Below are 15,969 nucleotides of genomic sequence, written 5' to 3' on the forward strand. Positions count from 1 at the left end.
TAGACGCGGTTTCAACCGCCCTGTGTATGGACTGCGATTAGACAGATGCAATCCGACGCTCGATCGCATTATAGAATCGATCGCCCATTTCACCCATCGCAACCTCAATTAACACTTGATTGTCAGCACTCACCACCCGCAAAGGTGATTCAGCACAGCAAACTAAACCAATTTTATGCCACATTTTTGTCAAATGTTCTTGCAGGTAAGACTCCCAAATTTCTTGATTTTTCGGTGCGACTGAAACTACAATGCAGTTGCCCATTTCACCAAACAAAATTTCATCCCAGCGGCTGACATTTGCCGAGTTGAAACTGAGATGAATTTCCGCACCCATTTTAGCAGAAATACAAGATTCCGCGAGGGCGATCGCAATTCCGCCTTCCGCACAATCATGGGCAGAACCTACCCAACCTTGCCGAATTCCATCGCGGCAAACCGATTGCACTTTTCTTTCTAACTCAAAATCTATCCTTGGCGGTTTCCCAGCTACAATCCCGTGAATTGCCGCTAAATATTCCGAACCTCCCAAAGTAGGAGAAATTTCGATTTTTGAGCTTTCCGATGGAAGTTCTGAGTTTTGGGATGATTCACCAATTCCCAGGACATAAATTAAATCACCTTTCTTTAGCCAAGCTTGGCCAGCAAGCTTGCTCAAATCGGGAATTAACCCCACCATTCCGATTACCGGAGTCGGATAAATTGGTTGAGGATTCCCCTCAGCATCAACCGTTTCATTGTACAGAGAAACATTGCCGCCAGTAACAGGCGTTCCCAACTCCCGACAAGCATCAGCAATCCCGCGACAAGCTGACGCTAACTGCCAATATCCGATCGGCTTTTCAGGACTGCCAAAATTCAAATTATCAGTAACTGCGACAGGTTCAGCACCCACACAGCTTAAGTTTCTCGCTGCTTCCGCTACGACTGCTTTTGCACCTTCATAAGGATCGAGATAAACATAACGAGAATTGCAATCAACCGTTGCAGCAACTCCGGGAATAGCCCCCTGCGGCGCTTCCTCCTTGCTAAGGGGGGGAGAAAGTTTGGGAGTTTCCCTACCTTGTGCCTTTGTAAATAGAGGAATTACTTCTTCTTCCTGTTTGCTTTCGGAAGCTAGAGAAACAGCATTTTCTCTCAGTAGATCCCCCTTAGCAAGGGGGTGTACTTCTAACCCGTTAGCAAGGGAAGAGTGGCAAGGTTCTAGCGGACGCAATCTGACAACCGCAGCATCAGCACCTCCCGGTAAAACAACAGTATTGTTTTGCACTTGATGGTCGTATTGGCGATAAACCCAGCGTTTAGAAGCGATGGTGGGAGTATCTAAAAGCGTCAGCAAAATCTGAGTCCAAGTTTGAAAATTGCCGTTAATTTCGATACCTGTAACTGTGGATTGGGGTAGCGAATCCGCCGTCCATTTCCATGCTTTTTTAGCATATTCTGGCGGCTCTGTCAACAGCTCTCGGTGATAAATTGGCGTGTTATCTGCCAAAGCAGTTGCGGTAATTTCGGCAGCGATTTCGCCTTTAAAGAGAATTCGGACGATCGGCTCTTCAATCACTGTACCCGCTACTACCGCGTGCAATCCCCAGCGGTGGAAAATATCAATTAATTCCTGTTCCCGTCCTTTTTGGGCAACAAACAACATCCGTTCTTGGGATTCCGAAAGCAGGTATTCATAGGGAACCATACCGCTTTCTCGAACGGGAACTTTGTCTAAATCGAATTCAATGCCCACGCCGCCTTTGGCTGCCATTTCTGATGTCGAACAGGTGATTCCGGCCGCACCCATGTCTTGGGCGGCGACGACTGCACCGGTTTTGAATGCTTCTAAACAAGCTTCAATTAAGGATTTTTCTAAAAATGGATCTCCTACTTGGACGGCGGGGCGATCGTCCATTGATTTGTCGGTCAATTCTGCACTGGCAAAACTTGCTCCTCCCATGCCATCTCGCCCTGTAGTTGAACCGACGTAAAGCACGGGATTTCCGATTCCAGAAGCGCCGGATTTGACTATTTCTTGAGTTTCCATTAAACCCAAGGCCATGACGTTAACTAGCGGGTTGCCGGAATAAGCAGGATCGAAGTAAACTTCGCCACCAACTGTGGGCACGCCGATGCAATTTCCATAATGAGAAATTCCCGATACTACGCCTTTGAACAATCTCTGAGTTTTAGCATCGTCTAAGTTGCCGAAACGCAGGGAATTTAAAAGTGCGATCGGGCGAGCACCCATTGTGAAGATATCGCGGAGAATGCCCCCGACACCGGTTGCTGCACCTTGGAAAGGTTCGACTGCTGACGGGTGGTTGTGGGATTCAATTTTGAAGGCGAGTTGCAAGCCGTCCCCCAAGTCTACGACGCCGGCATTTTCTCCGGGCCCGACGAGAATTCGATCGCCCTCTGTGGGAAACTGTTTTAATAGTGGCCGCGAATTTTTGTAACAGCAGTGTTCGCTCCACATGACGCCGAACATTCCCAATTCAGCTTTATTAGGATGGCGACCTAGACGCTGAACGATTTCTTCATATTCTTCAGGTGTGAGTCTTTCACCGGCAATTTGTTCGGGGGAAAATGGGGATTCGGAGATGGGAGACATGGAAACTCGTTATAAACCACAGGCTTTATTCTAAATGCCCTGTGCTTGCTTAATCTAAAATCTATAATCTAAAATCTACAATCCCAGGCCTTTGCTTGGTTAATCTAAAATCTAAAATCTAAAATCTAAAATCGAATGACTTTACCTCGAAATCTCAATTTTGCTAACCAAAACTTGCGGAACCGTTCTTTTAAAGGGCTTGACTTGTCAGGGGCGAATTTCAGCGGTTGCGACATTCGAGGCTGCAATTTCACCGGGGCGATTTTGAGGGGGGCAAATTTTCAGGGTGTCAGAACCGGACAAAGCCGCAGGCGGGTGAGAAATTTGATTGCTAGGGCTGGGGTAACGGCGGTGACAGTGACGGCTGCTGGGGCTTTGACTGGACTGATAGCCGGGGCGGATGCGGGGGCTGTGGCTGTGGCTGGAACCGCTGCGACGGCGATTGCTGCGACTCGGTGCGAGGCTGGGATTGTGGCGGGGGCTGTGGCTGGGGCTGCTGCTGCGATCGGGGCTAGCGGTATTGTGACATTTTTGGGCGGAGATACTATCAGGGGAATTGTCTTATTTTTGGTTTCTGGGGTAATTCTTGGGTTAACGGCGATCGGCTTTTTTATTGCTGTTGAAGAAATAGAAAAGTTGTCGGTAACGTCGTTTAGAAAAGCTGATTTAACTGATGCTGTTTTCGATCCGGGGGCGGTTCTAGATGCAGATTTTTCCGATGCGCGAGGAGTGCCGTGGTAGATTCTGCACAATTACTGATTGTTTACCCATTCCCGGAATTCTCGCACTGCTGTGGTTGCGCCTGTAGTTTGACAGCGATCGATAAATTCCTCAACTTTTGCAGTCGGTAGCATCGGGAAAGCCCGGGAAAAATTGCACTCCGCATATTCGCCATTTTGCAATTGATAAAACTTGATGCTTCGTCCGTCGTACCGCCAAATTTCTGGTACGCCTAAATCTGCATATAAATCGAATTGATTTAAGGAACTGCTGGTAATATCAATTTCCAGTGCTAAATCAGGTGGCGGATCTTGAGCAAAGTCTAATTCTGTTCTCCCTCTGACCAGTGCTTCATTCTGGATATAATAACATGAATCTGGTTCTTTACCCGCTGCTTTTTTGCGTTTTTTAATAGTCATCGAGCCAAAGGGGTTGTACTCAAGATTGAGTTCTTCTATGAGAGTTACAATTAAGCGATCGATTAGCCTGTTGCGATTTTCATGTTCCGGTAGCGGCACCATAATTTCTAATTGACCTTGATGATAAGCAATTCTGGTGGAACGTTTGTTGCCCAGCTCCGCTAGCAGGCTTTCATATAATTGCCAACTGATATTTGGCAGTAAAACTCGCTGTTCGGCGGGCGTTGATATTGTTAGCATTTTACTTGGATTTTAGAGCTTGAGAATATTTTAGTTTATCCTTTTTTTTTGCGAAGAGCACAAAAAGTATCTGCCGACAGCTACGGTCATGCGCTACTCTAGTTAATCATAGACTGTGGTCATTAGTCCTTGTTGTATGAAGCTGCGATCGTTCTTTTCTTTCCTCATTGCTGGCGTCTTGGCACTCTTAGGCTTGAGTGCCGGTGGTTTTTACTGGCTGACAACTCAAACTCCCCTGAATTTGCTCGCTGGCGGGCCGACAACTACTCCGTCTGCGGCTGTGTTTGTCTCGAAACAAGCACCTTTGTTAGCTTCAATGCTGGTAAATCCCGATCGCCTCGAAGCATTGCGACAAGTTTTTGCCACTCCCGAAGAAAGAAGTCGATCGCACGCAGAATTTGAGCAAATCAAAAAAAGTTTCCTCACCAATACGGGCTTGGATTACAGTCGAGATATCCAACCTTGGATAGGTGACGAAATTACTCTCGCCGTCACAACGCCCGATTTGGACGGCGACAGCAGCAACGGCAAAGAAACTGGGTTTTTGCTAGCTGTTTCTTCCCAAAATATCGATCGCAGCCAACAATTTCTCGACTCCTACTGGCGAAAACAATCTCGGGCAGATAAAACAGTGCAGTCGGAACTCTATAAAGGCATCCAACTAACTTACAAAAAATCACTTACAGCTAACAAAAAATCCGCTACAATTTCGCCTTTCAACCCCTTTTCCCTGCCGAACTCAACTTTGCCGCGTAGCTTCGCAACAGCGGCAATCGGCGGCAGTTCAAATTCTGGAAATAACCCCAGTTTTGTTTTATTTGCCAACAGTCAGAATGTGATTAGAGATGCTATTAATAACCTTGAAGCAGCCACTCTAAATCTCAATAATAGCCCGGAATATCAAAAAGCTTTGCAGCAGCTAACTCAAGGCAGAATTGCTTTAGCATTTGTCAATCTCCCGCAGCCAGCAACCGAGCAAAATCCCCAAGTTTCTCTTAATTCTCTCGCAGTTGCTGTCGGAGTCAACCGACGGGGATTGCTGGCTCAAACTGCTTTAGTGACATCGCGAGAAAACACAGCTTCTCCAACACTCTCGGAACCTGTGCAAGCCTTGCAGTACATTCCCTCAGCCAGTCCTTTCGCCGTCGCCAGCACCGATTTAAGGAATTTTTGGGCTGATTTGTCATCTGCGGTGTCAGCTAACCCTGAAGTCTCAAAATTAGTCGATCGCACTCTCGCAGATATTCAGCAACTTTGGGGCGTCAACTTGCCGCAGGATATATTTGACTGGGTACAAGGAGAATACGCTTTAGCAGTGCTTCCGAATTCGTCAAATAGTGCCGATTGGATTTTTGCAGCCGAAAAATCTGCTGATTCCCAAAAGGCGATCGACAAACTAGATGAAATTGCCCGCAGCAAAGAATACAGCATCGGCAGCTTCACTCTCAGAAACCAGAAAATTACCGCTTGGACGCAGTTGACAACAAGTCAAAATTTGGGTAAAAAAAATAGAAAAAGTGCGATCGAAACCGAGGCAAAAGGAGTTCGAGCCACCGTCGGCAAATACGAAATTTTCACCACTTCAGTAGAATCAATGGATGCAGCACTAGAAGCAGCAGAAACAGGCTCTTTAGTTGCCAATCAAGATTTTCAAACCAGCATTGAACCGCTACCGCCATCTAACGACGGCTATTTTTATTTAGACTGGCCCTCCAGCAGGGCAATTTGGGAAAAACAAATCCCGCTGTTGAGGTTAATTGAACTTTCGGCAAGACCATTGTTCGACCACTTGCGATCGCTCACTGTCACCAGTACGGGAGAAATAACAGGAATTCGCAAAGCTACTATATTTATGCGGCTCAATTAGTCAGAAGGAAGTTCGGCAACGGATTCGCTTTCTGGGGATGTAACGGATGTCAGGAAGAAGGAAGAAGGAAGAAGGAAGAAGGAAGAAACTATGCCCAATTCCCAATGCCCAATTCCCAATGCCCAATCCCCACAATAACTAAGGACTAATAACTACTGGCTGCTTCACCTTTTTCGATTTCCCAAAATAAGCTTGAAACACCTCTTTGGCGATCGGGGCCGCGGCAACAGAACCATAACCGCCATTTTCCACAACCACGGCGATCGCAATTTCCGGTTTCTCAGCGGGCCCGAACGCCACATACAAAGAGTGATCCTCCTGTCCAATAACCTCCGAAGTCCCTGTTTTGCCCGCCGTCATCGGAATCGAACCGTCATTCATCCCCTGTCCCGTACCTTCGGCAACCACCGCGATCAGTCCTTCCTTAACCACCTGAATTGTGGAAGGTTTCATCCCCGTATGTACCGATTTAGTCTCCGCTGTGCCGGTCATAGAAGTCAAAAGATGGGGCTTCACCCGATAGCCGCCGTTAGCGATCGAACTCACCATCACCGCCCCCTCCAAAGGAGTCATCAACACCAACCCCTGCCCGATCGACATCGTTACCGTATCACCCGCATACCAAGGTTCTTTATAAATTTTCTCCTTCTCCTCCGGCGTCGGGATTTGACCGTGATTGCCGCCGCTTAGCCCCAAAAGATTCAAATCCGTATCCTTGCCAATTCCCAGGCGGTGTCCCCACTTAGAAATTTGCTCGGGCCCGGTACTAATCCCCACTTGATAAAAAAATGTATTGCTGCTGAAAGCCAAAGCATCCCGAAAGCCGATGTAGCCATAACCGCCGCTGTGTTCGTTAAAATCAATTCCCCCCACAGTAATGTAAGACGAAGTACCCAGAATTGAGTCCGGCGAAAACTTGCCCGACTCCAGGCCCGCGACGGAAGTCACAATTTTAAAAGTGCTGCCGGGGGGATAGCCTTGCATAGCACGATTCAAAAATGAATTTTCCGCGTCTTGAAGAGTTGCCCAGTCATCCTTAGTCATTTTTCGCGTAAACAGATTGGGGTCAAAAGTTGGGTGGCTTGCCATAACTAATACCGCGCCAGTTTTGACATCCAGGGCCACTACTGCTCCTCGGCGGTTCCCCAGGGCTTTTTCGGCTGCTTTTTGCATTTCCAAGTCTATGGTTAGCTGCACCGCCTCGCCCGGCTTGGGTGGTGTCTCTCCCATCAGCCGCAATTCTTGATTGTTGGCATTTACCTCGATCAGCCGATCGCCCCAAACTCCCGCAATCTTCTTGTTAGAACTCGCTTCTATGCCCATCTGACCGACAATCATCCCCATTGGATATTCCGGGTGAGCTGCCAAGTCGGCTGCGGTAGCTTCGCCAATATATCCGAGAACATGAGCCGCCAAACTGCCTTCGGGATAATAGCGTTTCGCTTCTGGCCGCACTTCCACTCCGCGTAGTTGTCCCACCTCTTCTGCTAGGGGCACAAACACCTCTGGCGGCATTGCTTGCTTGAGCCGCACCGGTCTGTAGGATTGAGGATCGACCTCTTTTAATTTTTTTAAAATTTCTGGTGCCGGGATTTTAACCAACGGACTCAACTTTTCTGCTGTCGCTTTCCACTCTTCCGGCGTTTGTTCTCTCGGCCACAAATATACCGATCGAGCTAAATTGTTTGCCGCTAGCAACTTGCCTTTGCGATCGATAATGTGTCCGCGATTCGCCGCCATTGGCACTAGGCGAACGCGATTGTTTTCGGCTCGTTCCCGGTTTTGCTTCCCTTGTATCAGTTGTAATTCCACCAGCCGACTAGCGTGCAGGCCCAGCAAACCTGTTGCCACCAGCATTAACACTATCGCCCGGTGTATCGGACGCTCCTGTTTCTTAGGAGTTTCCGCCAGGGTTTTGTCTGAAGAGTGAAATGCTGAGATCGAATAAACTTGTCGTTGCATCATTCTATAGGTAGATGTCAAATCCTAAATTTTAGATTCCTGATTGTCAATTGTGAAGTATACATCATCAAACCGGGGACAATCGGGCCTTGACTCTTGGGGGAAGGGGAATAATTGATGATTAACTTTTGACTAATCATTAATAACTCATGACTGCTAACTAATCCCCCAAGCACCAAGAAATAGCCAAAAAAATCAAGGTCAGGCTCAGCCAATTAGGGAGGTGGAGCCAGCCCGATAGGCCTATAGGTAACAATACCAGGGCCTGTGTCAATAGGGAACCGATCGCCAACAGCAAGGCTAGGAGTATCAAATTTATCATCTTGACACCGTAGAATTTCGGACATGAGTCGCTCGCCTGTGGCAGAAATCCGAGTGGCACAAGCGAGCGCGATCGTACAGGGATTGTCCTGATAGACATAAGGAAGAGAAGCCAGGAGGTTTTGAACTAATTTAAAAAAAATTATTCTTCCCCCCCAGGTTGGATTCTAGGCCCTGCGATGGGTAAATTCTGAGTTGTGGTTTTAAGTTGTGACCGAGGAGTATTGCCATGTTGTTTAATCAGCCAGCCAATTTCAAAAACGGTGCGCTCTTGGCTGCGATCGCCGCGATCGTCGCCCTACCAGTTTTAGCAGAAACGGCCAATTTCGGCACTTTAACTTTATCGCGAGGTTTTGCAGCCCCAACAGCAGTTTTGAGAGGTTCCACAGGCGGATCGTACTCTCTATCTGTCATCGCCAACGCCGATCGCCACAAAAACAAATGTTTGGGTTTTGCCACCCCAACTCCCGACCACATCATAGTCTTGCAGCAAAACTTTTCAAAACTCACACTCCAAGTCAACAGCGGAGGCAAGGACACAACCTTACTCGTACAAGGCCCCGGTAATGCGGTGCGCTGCGGAGACGATATAGGTCAGAATAAAGATGCTGGCATACTTGATTCTGACTGGCAAGCAGGCTCTTACAAGCTTTGGGTAGGTACTGTCGAACCCGGAGTCAAGTCTAACTATACAATCTCAGTACAGGAATAGAACGCAGCAGCGCTGTTGCATGGCCACTATAAAAAGTCGTCAAATTCCACCCCACTCTCCCCCCGGACGATCGACCGCTCACTTCCCCCATCCAGTAAAATGTAAAATCGAAAGTGGCGTGTTTAACCAAAATAGGTAACTCCGAAAGTGCTAAAGACTCTTAGAGCTGACTTCAGTATAATTTTCGATCGCGACCCTGCCGCTCGCAACTGGCTGGAAGTTTTGTTTTGCTACCCCGGTCTTCAGGCCCTAGTGCTGCACCGCCTCGCACACTGGCTTTATGTGTTGGGACTTCCCTTCATCCCCCGCTTGATTTCCCACATTGCTCGCTTTTTGACCGGAATTGAAATCCACCCAGGGGCAACCATCGGCAAAAGCGTATTCATCGACCACGGTATGGGGGTTGTGATCGGCGAAACAGCGATTATCGGCGATTTTGCCCTAATTTACCAAGGTGTCACCCTTGGCGGTACTGGCAAACAAAGCGGCAAGCGTCACCCTACCGTCGGCGAAAACGTAGTTGTAGGTGCCGGCGCCAAGGTACTCGGCAATCTGCAAATTGGCAATAACGTCCGCATCGGTGCCGGTTCCGTCGTGCTCCGCGACGTACCATCTGACTGTACAGTGGTAGGGATTCCCGGCCGCATCGTCTATCGATCGGGAGTGCGCGTCAATCCCCTAGAACACGGCAGTTTGCCGGATTCGGAAGCTGTGGTAATTCGCTCTTTGCTCGATCGTATCGAATCCCTCGAACAGCAAGTAAAAAGTTTGCTTCCTCAAGCATCTGTCTCCTTAACTTCTGTTCCCAATTCGCCTTCAGGATTCCCAACTTTAAATCAAACCAGCAATGTAGCTGTAGCTGAAAAAACCCAATTAGCTGTTGCCACCACTTGTCAGTTAAAAGATAAAGCAATTCAAGAGTTTTTTGATGGCACCGGCATCTGAGGAGTGAAAAATTAAAAGTTAAAAATCCCAATCTCTGTTTTTAATTTTTAATTTTTAATTTTTCACGGATTAACCGATCGCACAGACCAATTTCCCTCCCCGTCGCGCCGATAAAGCGACCGATTTTGCGGTTCCCCCCGCAACTCCAAAAAATCCACCGTTTCCGGTTCCAACAACAGCAAGCAAAAATTAGGCAGCGGCTCGATCGCATTTGGGGAAGCAGAATCAAAAGCACTAGCCTGGGCTTTGTCATCCCCCGGATGCGGCCAAGCAAACTGCAATCTAGCCACCTCAGAAAGCTCCTGCCAAGTTGTACACCGCGATGAGTACAACTCTGCCTCTGGATAATCTGCCCCTACCAAAACTAGCTTTCCAGCAATCCGAAATTGTTCGCGAGTCTTAGGGAAATACCAGCAAATTTCCCCCCAAGGATAGAGGTTAATTTCCTCGGCCTTTTGGCTGCGAATATCTATAATAAACTTTAACTGATTAGTATCTGCTAAAAAGCCTCGAAACACCACAGTGCGGTTGGCAGGACGCCCGGTGGCGCGAACAGTTGCTAGTTGCAAGTAACGGGCAAAAGCAAGACTGCGGTTGCGGTGGAGCGCGCGAGCTAAGGGCGATCGCCAAAGTGCTAAAGACATAAAGGAAGGAAGAAGGAAGAAGGAAGAAGGAAAAAGGAAGAAGGAAGAAACAGTTATCCGTGAATTCCCTGTCATGCTATTGGTAATCTTATGTCAAATTCACTTTCAAAACTCAAAACTATTGAAACTCCCCACAGCGGATACCACTGGGACGGCAGTTCCCGGCGCTTTTTTGAAGGCTGGTACTACCGAATAACGCTACCGATTCACGGACAATCCTTTGCATTCATGTATTCCATCGAAGACCCCAGAGGCGGTCAACCTTACAGTGGCGGTGCAGCTCAAATTCTCGGCCCGGAAGATAGCTATTTGTGCCGCACTTTCCCCGATGTAAATAAGTTTTGGGCGCATCGAGAAAGCTTAGGTTTCGGACAGTGGGGCAAAACAGATTTACAAATTAAACCCCACTATTTAGAACCGCAAGTATTCGACAGCCGCGTCGAAGAAGGCTATCAAGCTACTGCTACTTTAAATCAAGGTTATCTGCACGATCCGGGAAGTGGCAGCCGCTGTTTTTGGCAGTACGAAATTAAACCTATTTATGGCTGGGGCAACTCTGAGGAAATCCAGAAATCTACGGCGGGAATGCTATCTTTTCTCCCCGTATTTGAGCCGGGATGGCAAATTTTAATGGCTCACGGTTTAGCTACGGGCTGGATTGATTGGAACGGCCAACGCTACGAATTTAAAGATGCTCCCGCTTACAGCGAAAAAAACTGGGGCGGTGCTTTTCCGCAAAAGTGGTTTTGGATTAATTGCAATTGTTTTCAAGGCGAAAAGGATTTAGCTTTAACTGCTGGCGGCGGCAAGCGTGGCGTGCTGTGGTGGATGGAATCGGTAGCAATGATTTGTCTGCATTACCGAGGCAAATTTTACGAATTTGTGCCTTGGAATTCCCAAGTTAGTTGGACTATTCAACCTTGGGGAAGTTGGAAAATGCAGGCGAGAAACAGCCAATTTGAAGTTGAGTTGATTGGCACTACAAACAGTCCTGGTACTTATGTGCGAACTCCTACAGAAAAAGGCATGGCTTTTTGCTGCCGGGATACGACGCACGGCGAATTGCGCTTGCAACTGCGAGAGTTGTTGGGGGGAAATGTGGAAAACAATGGCAAGCAGCGTTCTAGAATTATCTTAGAGGCTCAAAGCTCTTTATCGGGTTTGGAAGTTGGGGGCGGGCCTTGGGATGAAGTTTGGCGATCGAATTAAGTCATTAGTCATTTATCAGCAGTCCGTTAACAGTAGTCAGAACAGCCACGATCAATTTACTCGGTTGGCAATTAGGCAAATTCTACCGCAGCCAGCGGTTACAAAAAACTCTCAAGTTGATTTTGGGAGTAATTTTATGTTTGAGCACAATCTTGATGCCGACGGCCATTGCTAGTGCTGCCGGTGATTTGTCTCGGCAACCTTTCACCGAAATTACTGTTAGTTTGGGTAACGAAGCTGGGGAACTCAATTTTTTCCCCAATCTGCTAGAATTTGAATCGGGCAAGCGCTATAAATTAGTGCTGAAAAATCCCAGTTCGCAGAAACATTATTTTAGTGCTAAAAACTTTGCTGATGCGAGTCGGACTTTAAAAGTTGAAGCGGGTAAGGTGGAAATTAAAGGCGCGATTCACGAATTGGAACTTAAACCGGGCGCTATGGCAGAATGGATGTTTGTGCCGATGAAATCGGGAAGTTACAACCTGCGCTGTACGGTAGCCGGACATACAGAGGCGGGAATGATTGGCAAAATTACGATCGCCTCTTAAATCCCAGTTAATACATTAAGATATTGACTAATTTTTGTGTAATCGGAAAACCAGTCTGACGCTCAAAATGTCTGAACATCGGACTAGGATTTGCCTCTAAAAATACATACTCACCGGTTGGCTTGAGACGCCAATCAAGAGCAGTCCAATCGAGCATAAATGCCTTTAAGATTGCTAAACATTGTTGGTGAACTGATTCGGGCAAATCTATCGGAATTAGCTCCGACTCTAAATCTTCCCGAAAGTCCAAAGCTTGACTGCGAATTTCCGCAGAATAAACTGATTCACCAATCACATAACTGCGAATGTTTGTCTCAGGAATATACTCTTGTATTGTGATTGGTGAAATACTCAAAGCCAAGTCCAGCCGATTAGGTTCTAAATGTGCCTCTGTCACCAACTTGGTATGAGCGCCAGCATAAACTGGCTTAAAAATTACTTTTTTCTGAGATTGGAAAAATTCCCTAACTTGCTCTGGATTGTTACTGATTAAAGTTGCAGGAATTGTAACCCCTATTTGCTTTGCCAGACTCAGTTGTAGGGGTTTTTCTTTATGAAATTGGTATGCCTGCCAGGAATTAATCCAGCGAGCCGGACAAGCTTGCATTAGCGATCGCACTGTACTCATGGAATCGTTCAGTGCAACTTGCTGTTGATTTGCATCTTTTAAAGCTGCAACGCCAACACCGGAAAAATTGCGCCAAAATACACTGTGAATATCTTGAAAATTCAACTGGCGACCTCCGGGTAGCGTCAAGCACCCTACCAGGGTATCAGGTTGCCAAGACAGACGTAACTGTCTCGGAAACAGATAGGTATCCAAGTAATCTACTTCTGCACCGGCTTGGGTGAGAGCATCTTTTATATGAGCAGCATGAGCATCTGAATCATTACCCAGAATTAAAATGTTCATGGGAAATTTGAAAATTAAAAATAGGCTAAAATCAAGTACAAATATGAAAAATCGCATCACTTGTTTTGAGAGTGTTGCAACTTTTTATGTATTGAAAAAAAACACTTGACTGAGGCTGAATCTTTGAAAGTCTTATTACAGAAACTAGCGGAATAGTTCAGAAATTAGGCAGAATCTCTACCATTGTCGGCACGAATGAGATTACCAATCAAGAGGGCCTCCACCGCCTTCAAACCAAGCTTTCGTGTAATATCCTCCACGCTCTTCACCTAGAGCCATAGTGGTCATCGGAGGGTCAATGGGAATAGGCTGGGTAGGAAATCCTCCTCCTCCTCCTTCACTTCCCGGACAGGGAGCTGAGATACACTGTATCTCACCACCTTCTTCACCTAGAGCTAGAGTGGTAGCCATTAATCCACCTCCGATGCGGGTGGCCTGTTCATCAGTTAGCGTCTCTTCAAAATCAAAATCAATTGCTTCGAGATCTGCAATATCTAGATCAAAAGGATGATTCATAAAATTATCCTACTTGAGTAAAAGATTAGGCTTGTTTACCCATAATCTAAATCAAGAGGACGAAGTGATGTTGCCATTGTGGCAAGCTTCAAAGTAAGTATTGTAACTGTCAGTTAAAAAATGTTAGGCAGACTCTAGCGGCGCCATTGTCAGCCCCGCGCGGCTCAATTGCATATGATAAAGTTCTGCTTGCTCTTGCGGCCCAACCCAGACGGTGGCTTGGCCTTCGTGGTGGATTTGGTTGGCGAGTTTCCAAGCTTGATCGCTCGTCATTCCTGGAATGTATTTCGTCAAACATTCCACAACGTGCTGAAATGTGTTGAAATCGTCGTTGAGGACTATTACCCGATAGTTGGGATAAGGCTTGCGGGTAACTTGACTCGATCGAACGGGTGCTATGGTTGGTGAAGAGGTCATCGCGCGAACAGCCACTGAAACTACAGAATTCGTAAAATAGTTACCTCTAATATCATAACACAATTTCACAATTTTTCAACCCTTACTTGGTATTTTGATCCGCTTCGGGGTTTATTTTCACCGCCGGGCCTTGCGTTAGACTTCTCCAGAAACTCTTGTGAGGATTAGGGGTGAGGCATCCTGTCCCCCATTGACAGGCTTTTGAGGAGAAATCTATGACACCGCGCCGATTAAACTAAAGTTAACACTCGATTGAGTTCAGAAGTGTCACCGTCAGAATACGCTTGCAGCAGAAGTTGCTTTAAATCTTCAATCAGCCGATAGCCGGGGTTCGCTCCGGTACACCGATCGTCAAAAGCGCGATCGGCTATTTCCTCAATGCGAGCAAAAAAGAAATCATCGCTCATTCCCTGACTGGCGATCGCCTCCTGAATCGTGCTAGGAATATCTACCTCACGCTTGAGATATTCCACCGCTGCGATCGACTTCTGGACTTTCTCCTCTTCTGTATCGCCGCCCAAATTCAGATAGTTCGCAATTCGAGCATAACGCCACTTGCTGTTAGGATACTTGTTTTGAGAAAAAATTGCTTGTTTGAACGCAACATCCGTTGCATTGTAGCTAATTACATGGGAAATCATCAGCGCATTCGCTAAACCGTGAGGGACGCGGCAAGTTGCACCTAATTGGTGAGCTACTGAGTGACAAACCCCCAGAAAAGAGTTGGCAAATGCCATGCCGGCGATCGTAGCAGCATAATGTACTTTCTCCCGCGCTTTCAGATCGTTAGCACCATTTTTGTAAGCGCTGGGCAGGTATTTAAACAGCAAACGAATCGCTTCTAAAGCCAAACCATTTGTATACTCAGAAGCCAACACAGAAACGTAAGCTTATTAAGCGTGGGTTAGCGCATCAATGCCGCCGCAAAAGGAGTGCGCGGTCGATCGGCAATTGGCTTGGTAAAACTCGAACAGTTATTAGTTCGTTTCAGTCAACTGATTGTAGAACAACCTCAAATTTCCGAGATTGATATTAATCCGCTGTTGGTTTCTCCTGAAGGTGCGATCGCTCTTGATGGCCGCGTTGTTCTGCAAACAACAGAAAACCCCATTTCACCCGCGATTCCCTCCTATCCTACGCAATACTTTCAAAAATGGTCAACAAAGGGCGATCGTCCCATCACGATCCGTCCGATTCGCCCAGAAGATGAGCCGCTGATGGTGCGGTTCCACGAAGAACTTTCGGAAGAGAGCGTGTATTTGCGCTACGCTCACATGGTAAAGTTAAAGCACCGCATCGCTCACGAACGTTTGACCCGGATTTGTTTTATTGACTACGATCGAGAAATGGTGTTATTAGCCGATCGTCAAGGCCCGGAAACCTCAGAACACCGGATTTTGGGAGTAGCGCGTCTGAGCAAACTCCACGGCAAAAGCGAAGCCGAATTTGCCCTGATCGTTAGCGATAGCTATCAGCAGCACGGTTTCGGAACAGAATTATTGAGGCGGCTGCTGCAAATTGGTCAGGAAGAGAAATTAGAGGCGATCGTCGGCTACATTCTCAATAGCAACTACAAGATGCAGAGCCTCTGTAAAAAACTAGGATTTGAACTCCAACCGGACCGAGGCGAAGGAATGTTGAAAGCTGTTTTTGTGTGCTAATAGCAAGTTGAGTTAAATAATATCAATTCCGGCGAAGCCGGAATGATATCAAATCCGCGCTTCATCGTCCCGATCGAGTTGAATCAAGCTGCCAACAAATAATTCGCGCAATTTTCAGTTTTTTGATTGACAGTCAACCGTCAACCGTCAACAATCACGGACGGTGCAACCGGAATCAATATAATTCTCATTCATCACAACTTTAGTCCAATGGCACTGAAAAAGTGAACTCAAAAAAATCTGTAAGGCAATATATATATAGATCATTGCCTTACA

At 46.9% G+C, this 15,969-nt stretch carries 14 protein-coding genes and 1 pseudogene; 7 read left to right on the forward strand and 8 right to left on the reverse strand.

All coding sequences use genetic code 11. From position 1 onward, the window contains the following. Window positions 1–37 precede the first annotated feature (37 nt). Entirely contained in the window at window positions 38–2,599 is a 2,562-nt protein-coding gene (gene purL, locus QUB33_RS03880; RefSeq protein WP_333347491.1) for a phosphoribosylformylglycinamidine synthase subunit PurL, read from the reverse strand. A 135-nt stretch (window positions 2,600–2,734) separates the two neighbouring features. Here purL and QUB33_RS03885 point away from each other — a divergent pair, with 135 nt between their 5' ends. Continuing rightward, on the forward strand, window positions 2,735–3,340 hold the full coding sequence (locus QUB33_RS03885; protein WP_333136823.1) for a pentapeptide repeat-containing protein: 606 nt from the start codon (window positions 2,735–2,737) through the stop codon (window positions 3,338–3,340). Between the two features lie 11 nt (window positions 3,341–3,351). On the opposite strand, the gene QUB33_RS03890 is transcribed toward QUB33_RS03885, so the two are convergent. After that, the gene (locus QUB33_RS03890) at window positions 3,352–3,978 is read right to left on the reverse strand and encodes a Uma2 family endonuclease (protein WP_333347494.1); all 627 of its coding nucleotides are present in this window, start codon (window positions 3,976–3,978) and stop codon (window positions 3,352–3,354) included. A gap of 136 nt (window positions 3,979–4,114) precedes the next feature. On the opposite strand from QUB33_RS03890, the gene QUB33_RS03895 reads away from it, so the two are divergent. Continuing rightward, window positions 4,115–5,845, forward strand: a complete 1,731-nt coding sequence (locus QUB33_RS03895) for a DUF3352 domain-containing protein (protein WP_333347497.1) — start codon at window positions 4,115–4,117, stop codon at window positions 5,843–5,845. Window positions 5,846–5,983: 138 nt separating this feature from the next. On the opposite strand, the gene mrdA is transcribed toward QUB33_RS03895, so the two are convergent. Further along, entirely contained in the window at window positions 5,984–7,810 is a 1,827-nt protein-coding gene (gene mrdA / locus QUB33_RS03900; protein ID WP_333347500.1) for a penicillin-binding protein 2, read from the reverse strand. A 547-nt stretch (window positions 7,811–8,357) separates the two neighbouring features. On the opposite strand from mrdA, the gene QUB33_RS03905 reads away from it, so the two are divergent. Together QUB33_RS03905 and cysE are read left to right on the forward strand one after the other, a co-directional pair. Further along, window positions 8,358–8,840: a hypothetical protein gene (locus tag QUB33_RS03905; protein WP_333347503.1), complete on the forward strand. Its 483-nt coding sequence runs from the start codon at window positions 8,358–8,360 to the stop codon at window positions 8,838–8,840. Between the two features lie 147 nt (window positions 8,841–8,987). Beyond that, the gene (gene cysE, locus QUB33_RS03910) at window positions 8,988–9,785 is read left to right on the forward strand and encodes a serine O-acetyltransferase (protein WP_333347506.1); all 798 of its coding nucleotides are present in this window, start codon (window positions 8,988–8,990) and stop codon (window positions 9,783–9,785) included. 62 nt (window positions 9,786–9,847) lie between these two features. Here cysE and QUB33_RS03915 read toward each other — a convergent pair whose 3' ends face one another. Then, window positions 9,848–10,429, reverse strand: coding sequence for an Npun_F5749 family FMN-dependent PPOX-type flavoprotein (locus tag QUB33_RS03915; protein WP_333347508.1), 582 nt, complete (start codon window positions 10,427–10,429; stop codon window positions 9,848–9,850). 90 nt (window positions 10,430–10,519) lie between these two features. Between QUB33_RS03915 and QUB33_RS03920 the strand changes: the two genes are divergently transcribed. Beyond that, on the forward strand, window positions 10,520–11,638 hold the full coding sequence (locus QUB33_RS03920) for a tocopherol cyclase family protein (protein ID WP_333347511.1): 1,119 nt from the start codon (window positions 10,520–10,522) through the stop codon (window positions 11,636–11,638). A gap of 140 nt (window positions 11,639–11,778) precedes the next feature. Continuing rightward, complete coding sequence (locus tag QUB33_RS03925; RefSeq protein ID WP_333347514.1) at window positions 11,779–12,186, forward strand: plastocyanin/azurin family copper-binding protein; 408 nt, start codon at window positions 11,779–11,781, stop codon at window positions 12,184–12,186. A gap of 7 nt (window positions 12,187–12,193) precedes the next feature. On the opposite strand, the gene QUB33_RS03930 is transcribed toward QUB33_RS03925, so the two are convergent. From QUB33_RS03930 to QUB33_RS03945, 4 genes and pseudogenes are all read right to left on the reverse strand, one after another. After that, window positions 12,194–13,099, reverse strand: a complete 906-nt coding sequence (locus tag QUB33_RS03930; RefSeq protein ID WP_333347516.1) for a hypothetical protein — start codon at window positions 13,097–13,099, stop codon at window positions 12,194–12,196. Window positions 13,100–13,300: 201 nt separating this feature from the next. Further along, window positions 13,301–13,615, reverse strand: coding sequence for a hypothetical protein (locus QUB33_RS03935; RefSeq protein ID WP_333347519.1), 315 nt, complete (start codon window positions 13,613–13,615; stop codon window positions 13,301–13,303). A gap of 123 nt (window positions 13,616–13,738) precedes the next feature. Continuing rightward, entirely contained in the window at window positions 13,739–14,032 is a 294-nt protein-coding gene (clpS, locus tag QUB33_RS03940) for an ATP-dependent Clp protease adapter ClpS (protein ID WP_190743461.1), read from the reverse strand. Between the two features lie 230 nt (window positions 14,033–14,262). Beyond that, window positions 14,263–14,955, reverse strand: a pseudogene (locus QUB33_RS03945) (bifunctional acetaldehyde-CoA/alcohol dehydrogenase); the annotation flags it as partial. A gap of 9 nt (window positions 14,956–14,964) precedes the next feature. Here QUB33_RS03945 and QUB33_RS03950 point away from each other — a divergent pair. After that, complete coding sequence (locus QUB33_RS03950; protein WP_333347522.1) at window positions 14,965–15,693, forward strand: GNAT family N-acetyltransferase; 729 nt, start codon at window positions 14,965–14,967, stop codon at window positions 15,691–15,693. Window positions 15,694–15,969 lie beyond the last annotated feature (276 nt).

Source organism: Microcoleus sp. B3-A4, assembly GCF_036705385.1.
In the GTDB taxonomy this organism is placed as follows: Bacteria; Cyanobacteriota; Cyanobacteriia; order Cyanobacteriales; family Microcoleaceae; genus Microcoleus.

Coding starts and splice junctions, on each gene's coding strand:
- QUB33_RS03920 (WP_333347511.1), top strand. CDS start 10,520: ATGTCAAATTCACTTTCAAAACTCAAAACTATTGAAACTCCCCACAGC.
- QUB33_RS03930 (WP_333347516.1), bottom strand. CDS start 13,099: ATGAACATTTTAATTCTGGGTAATGATTCAGATGCTCATGCTGCTCAT.
- QUB33_RS03905 (WP_333347503.1), top strand. CDS start 8,358: ATGTTGTTTAATCAGCCAGCCAATTTCAAAAACGGTGCGCTCTTGGCT.
- mrdA (WP_333347500.1), bottom strand. CDS start 7,810: ATGATGCAACGACAAGTTTATTCGATCTCAGCATTTCACTCTTCAGAC.
- purL (WP_333347491.1), bottom strand. CDS start 2,599: ATGTCTCCCATCTCCGAATCCCCATTTTCCCCCGAACAAATTGCCGGT.
- QUB33_RS03895 (WP_333347497.1), top strand. CDS start 4,115: ATGAAGCTGCGATCGTTCTTTTCTTTCCTCATTGCTGGCGTCTTGGCA.
- QUB33_RS03915 (WP_333347508.1), bottom strand. CDS start 10,429: ATGTCTTTAGCACTTTGGCGATCGCCCTTAGCTCGCGCGCTCCACCGC.
- QUB33_RS03885 (WP_333136823.1), top strand. CDS start 2,735: ATGACTTTACCTCGAAATCTCAATTTTGCTAACCAAAACTTGCGGAAC.
- QUB33_RS03935 (WP_333347519.1), bottom strand. CDS start 13,615: ATGAATCATCCTTTTGATCTAGATATTGCAGATCTCGAAGCAATTGAT.
- QUB33_RS03890 (WP_333347494.1), bottom strand. CDS start 3,978: ATGCTAACAATATCAACGCCCGCCGAACAGCGAGTTTTACTGCCAAAT.
- clpS (WP_190743461.1), bottom strand. CDS start 14,032: ATGACCTCTTCACCAACCATAGCACCCGTTCGATCGAGTCAAGTTACC.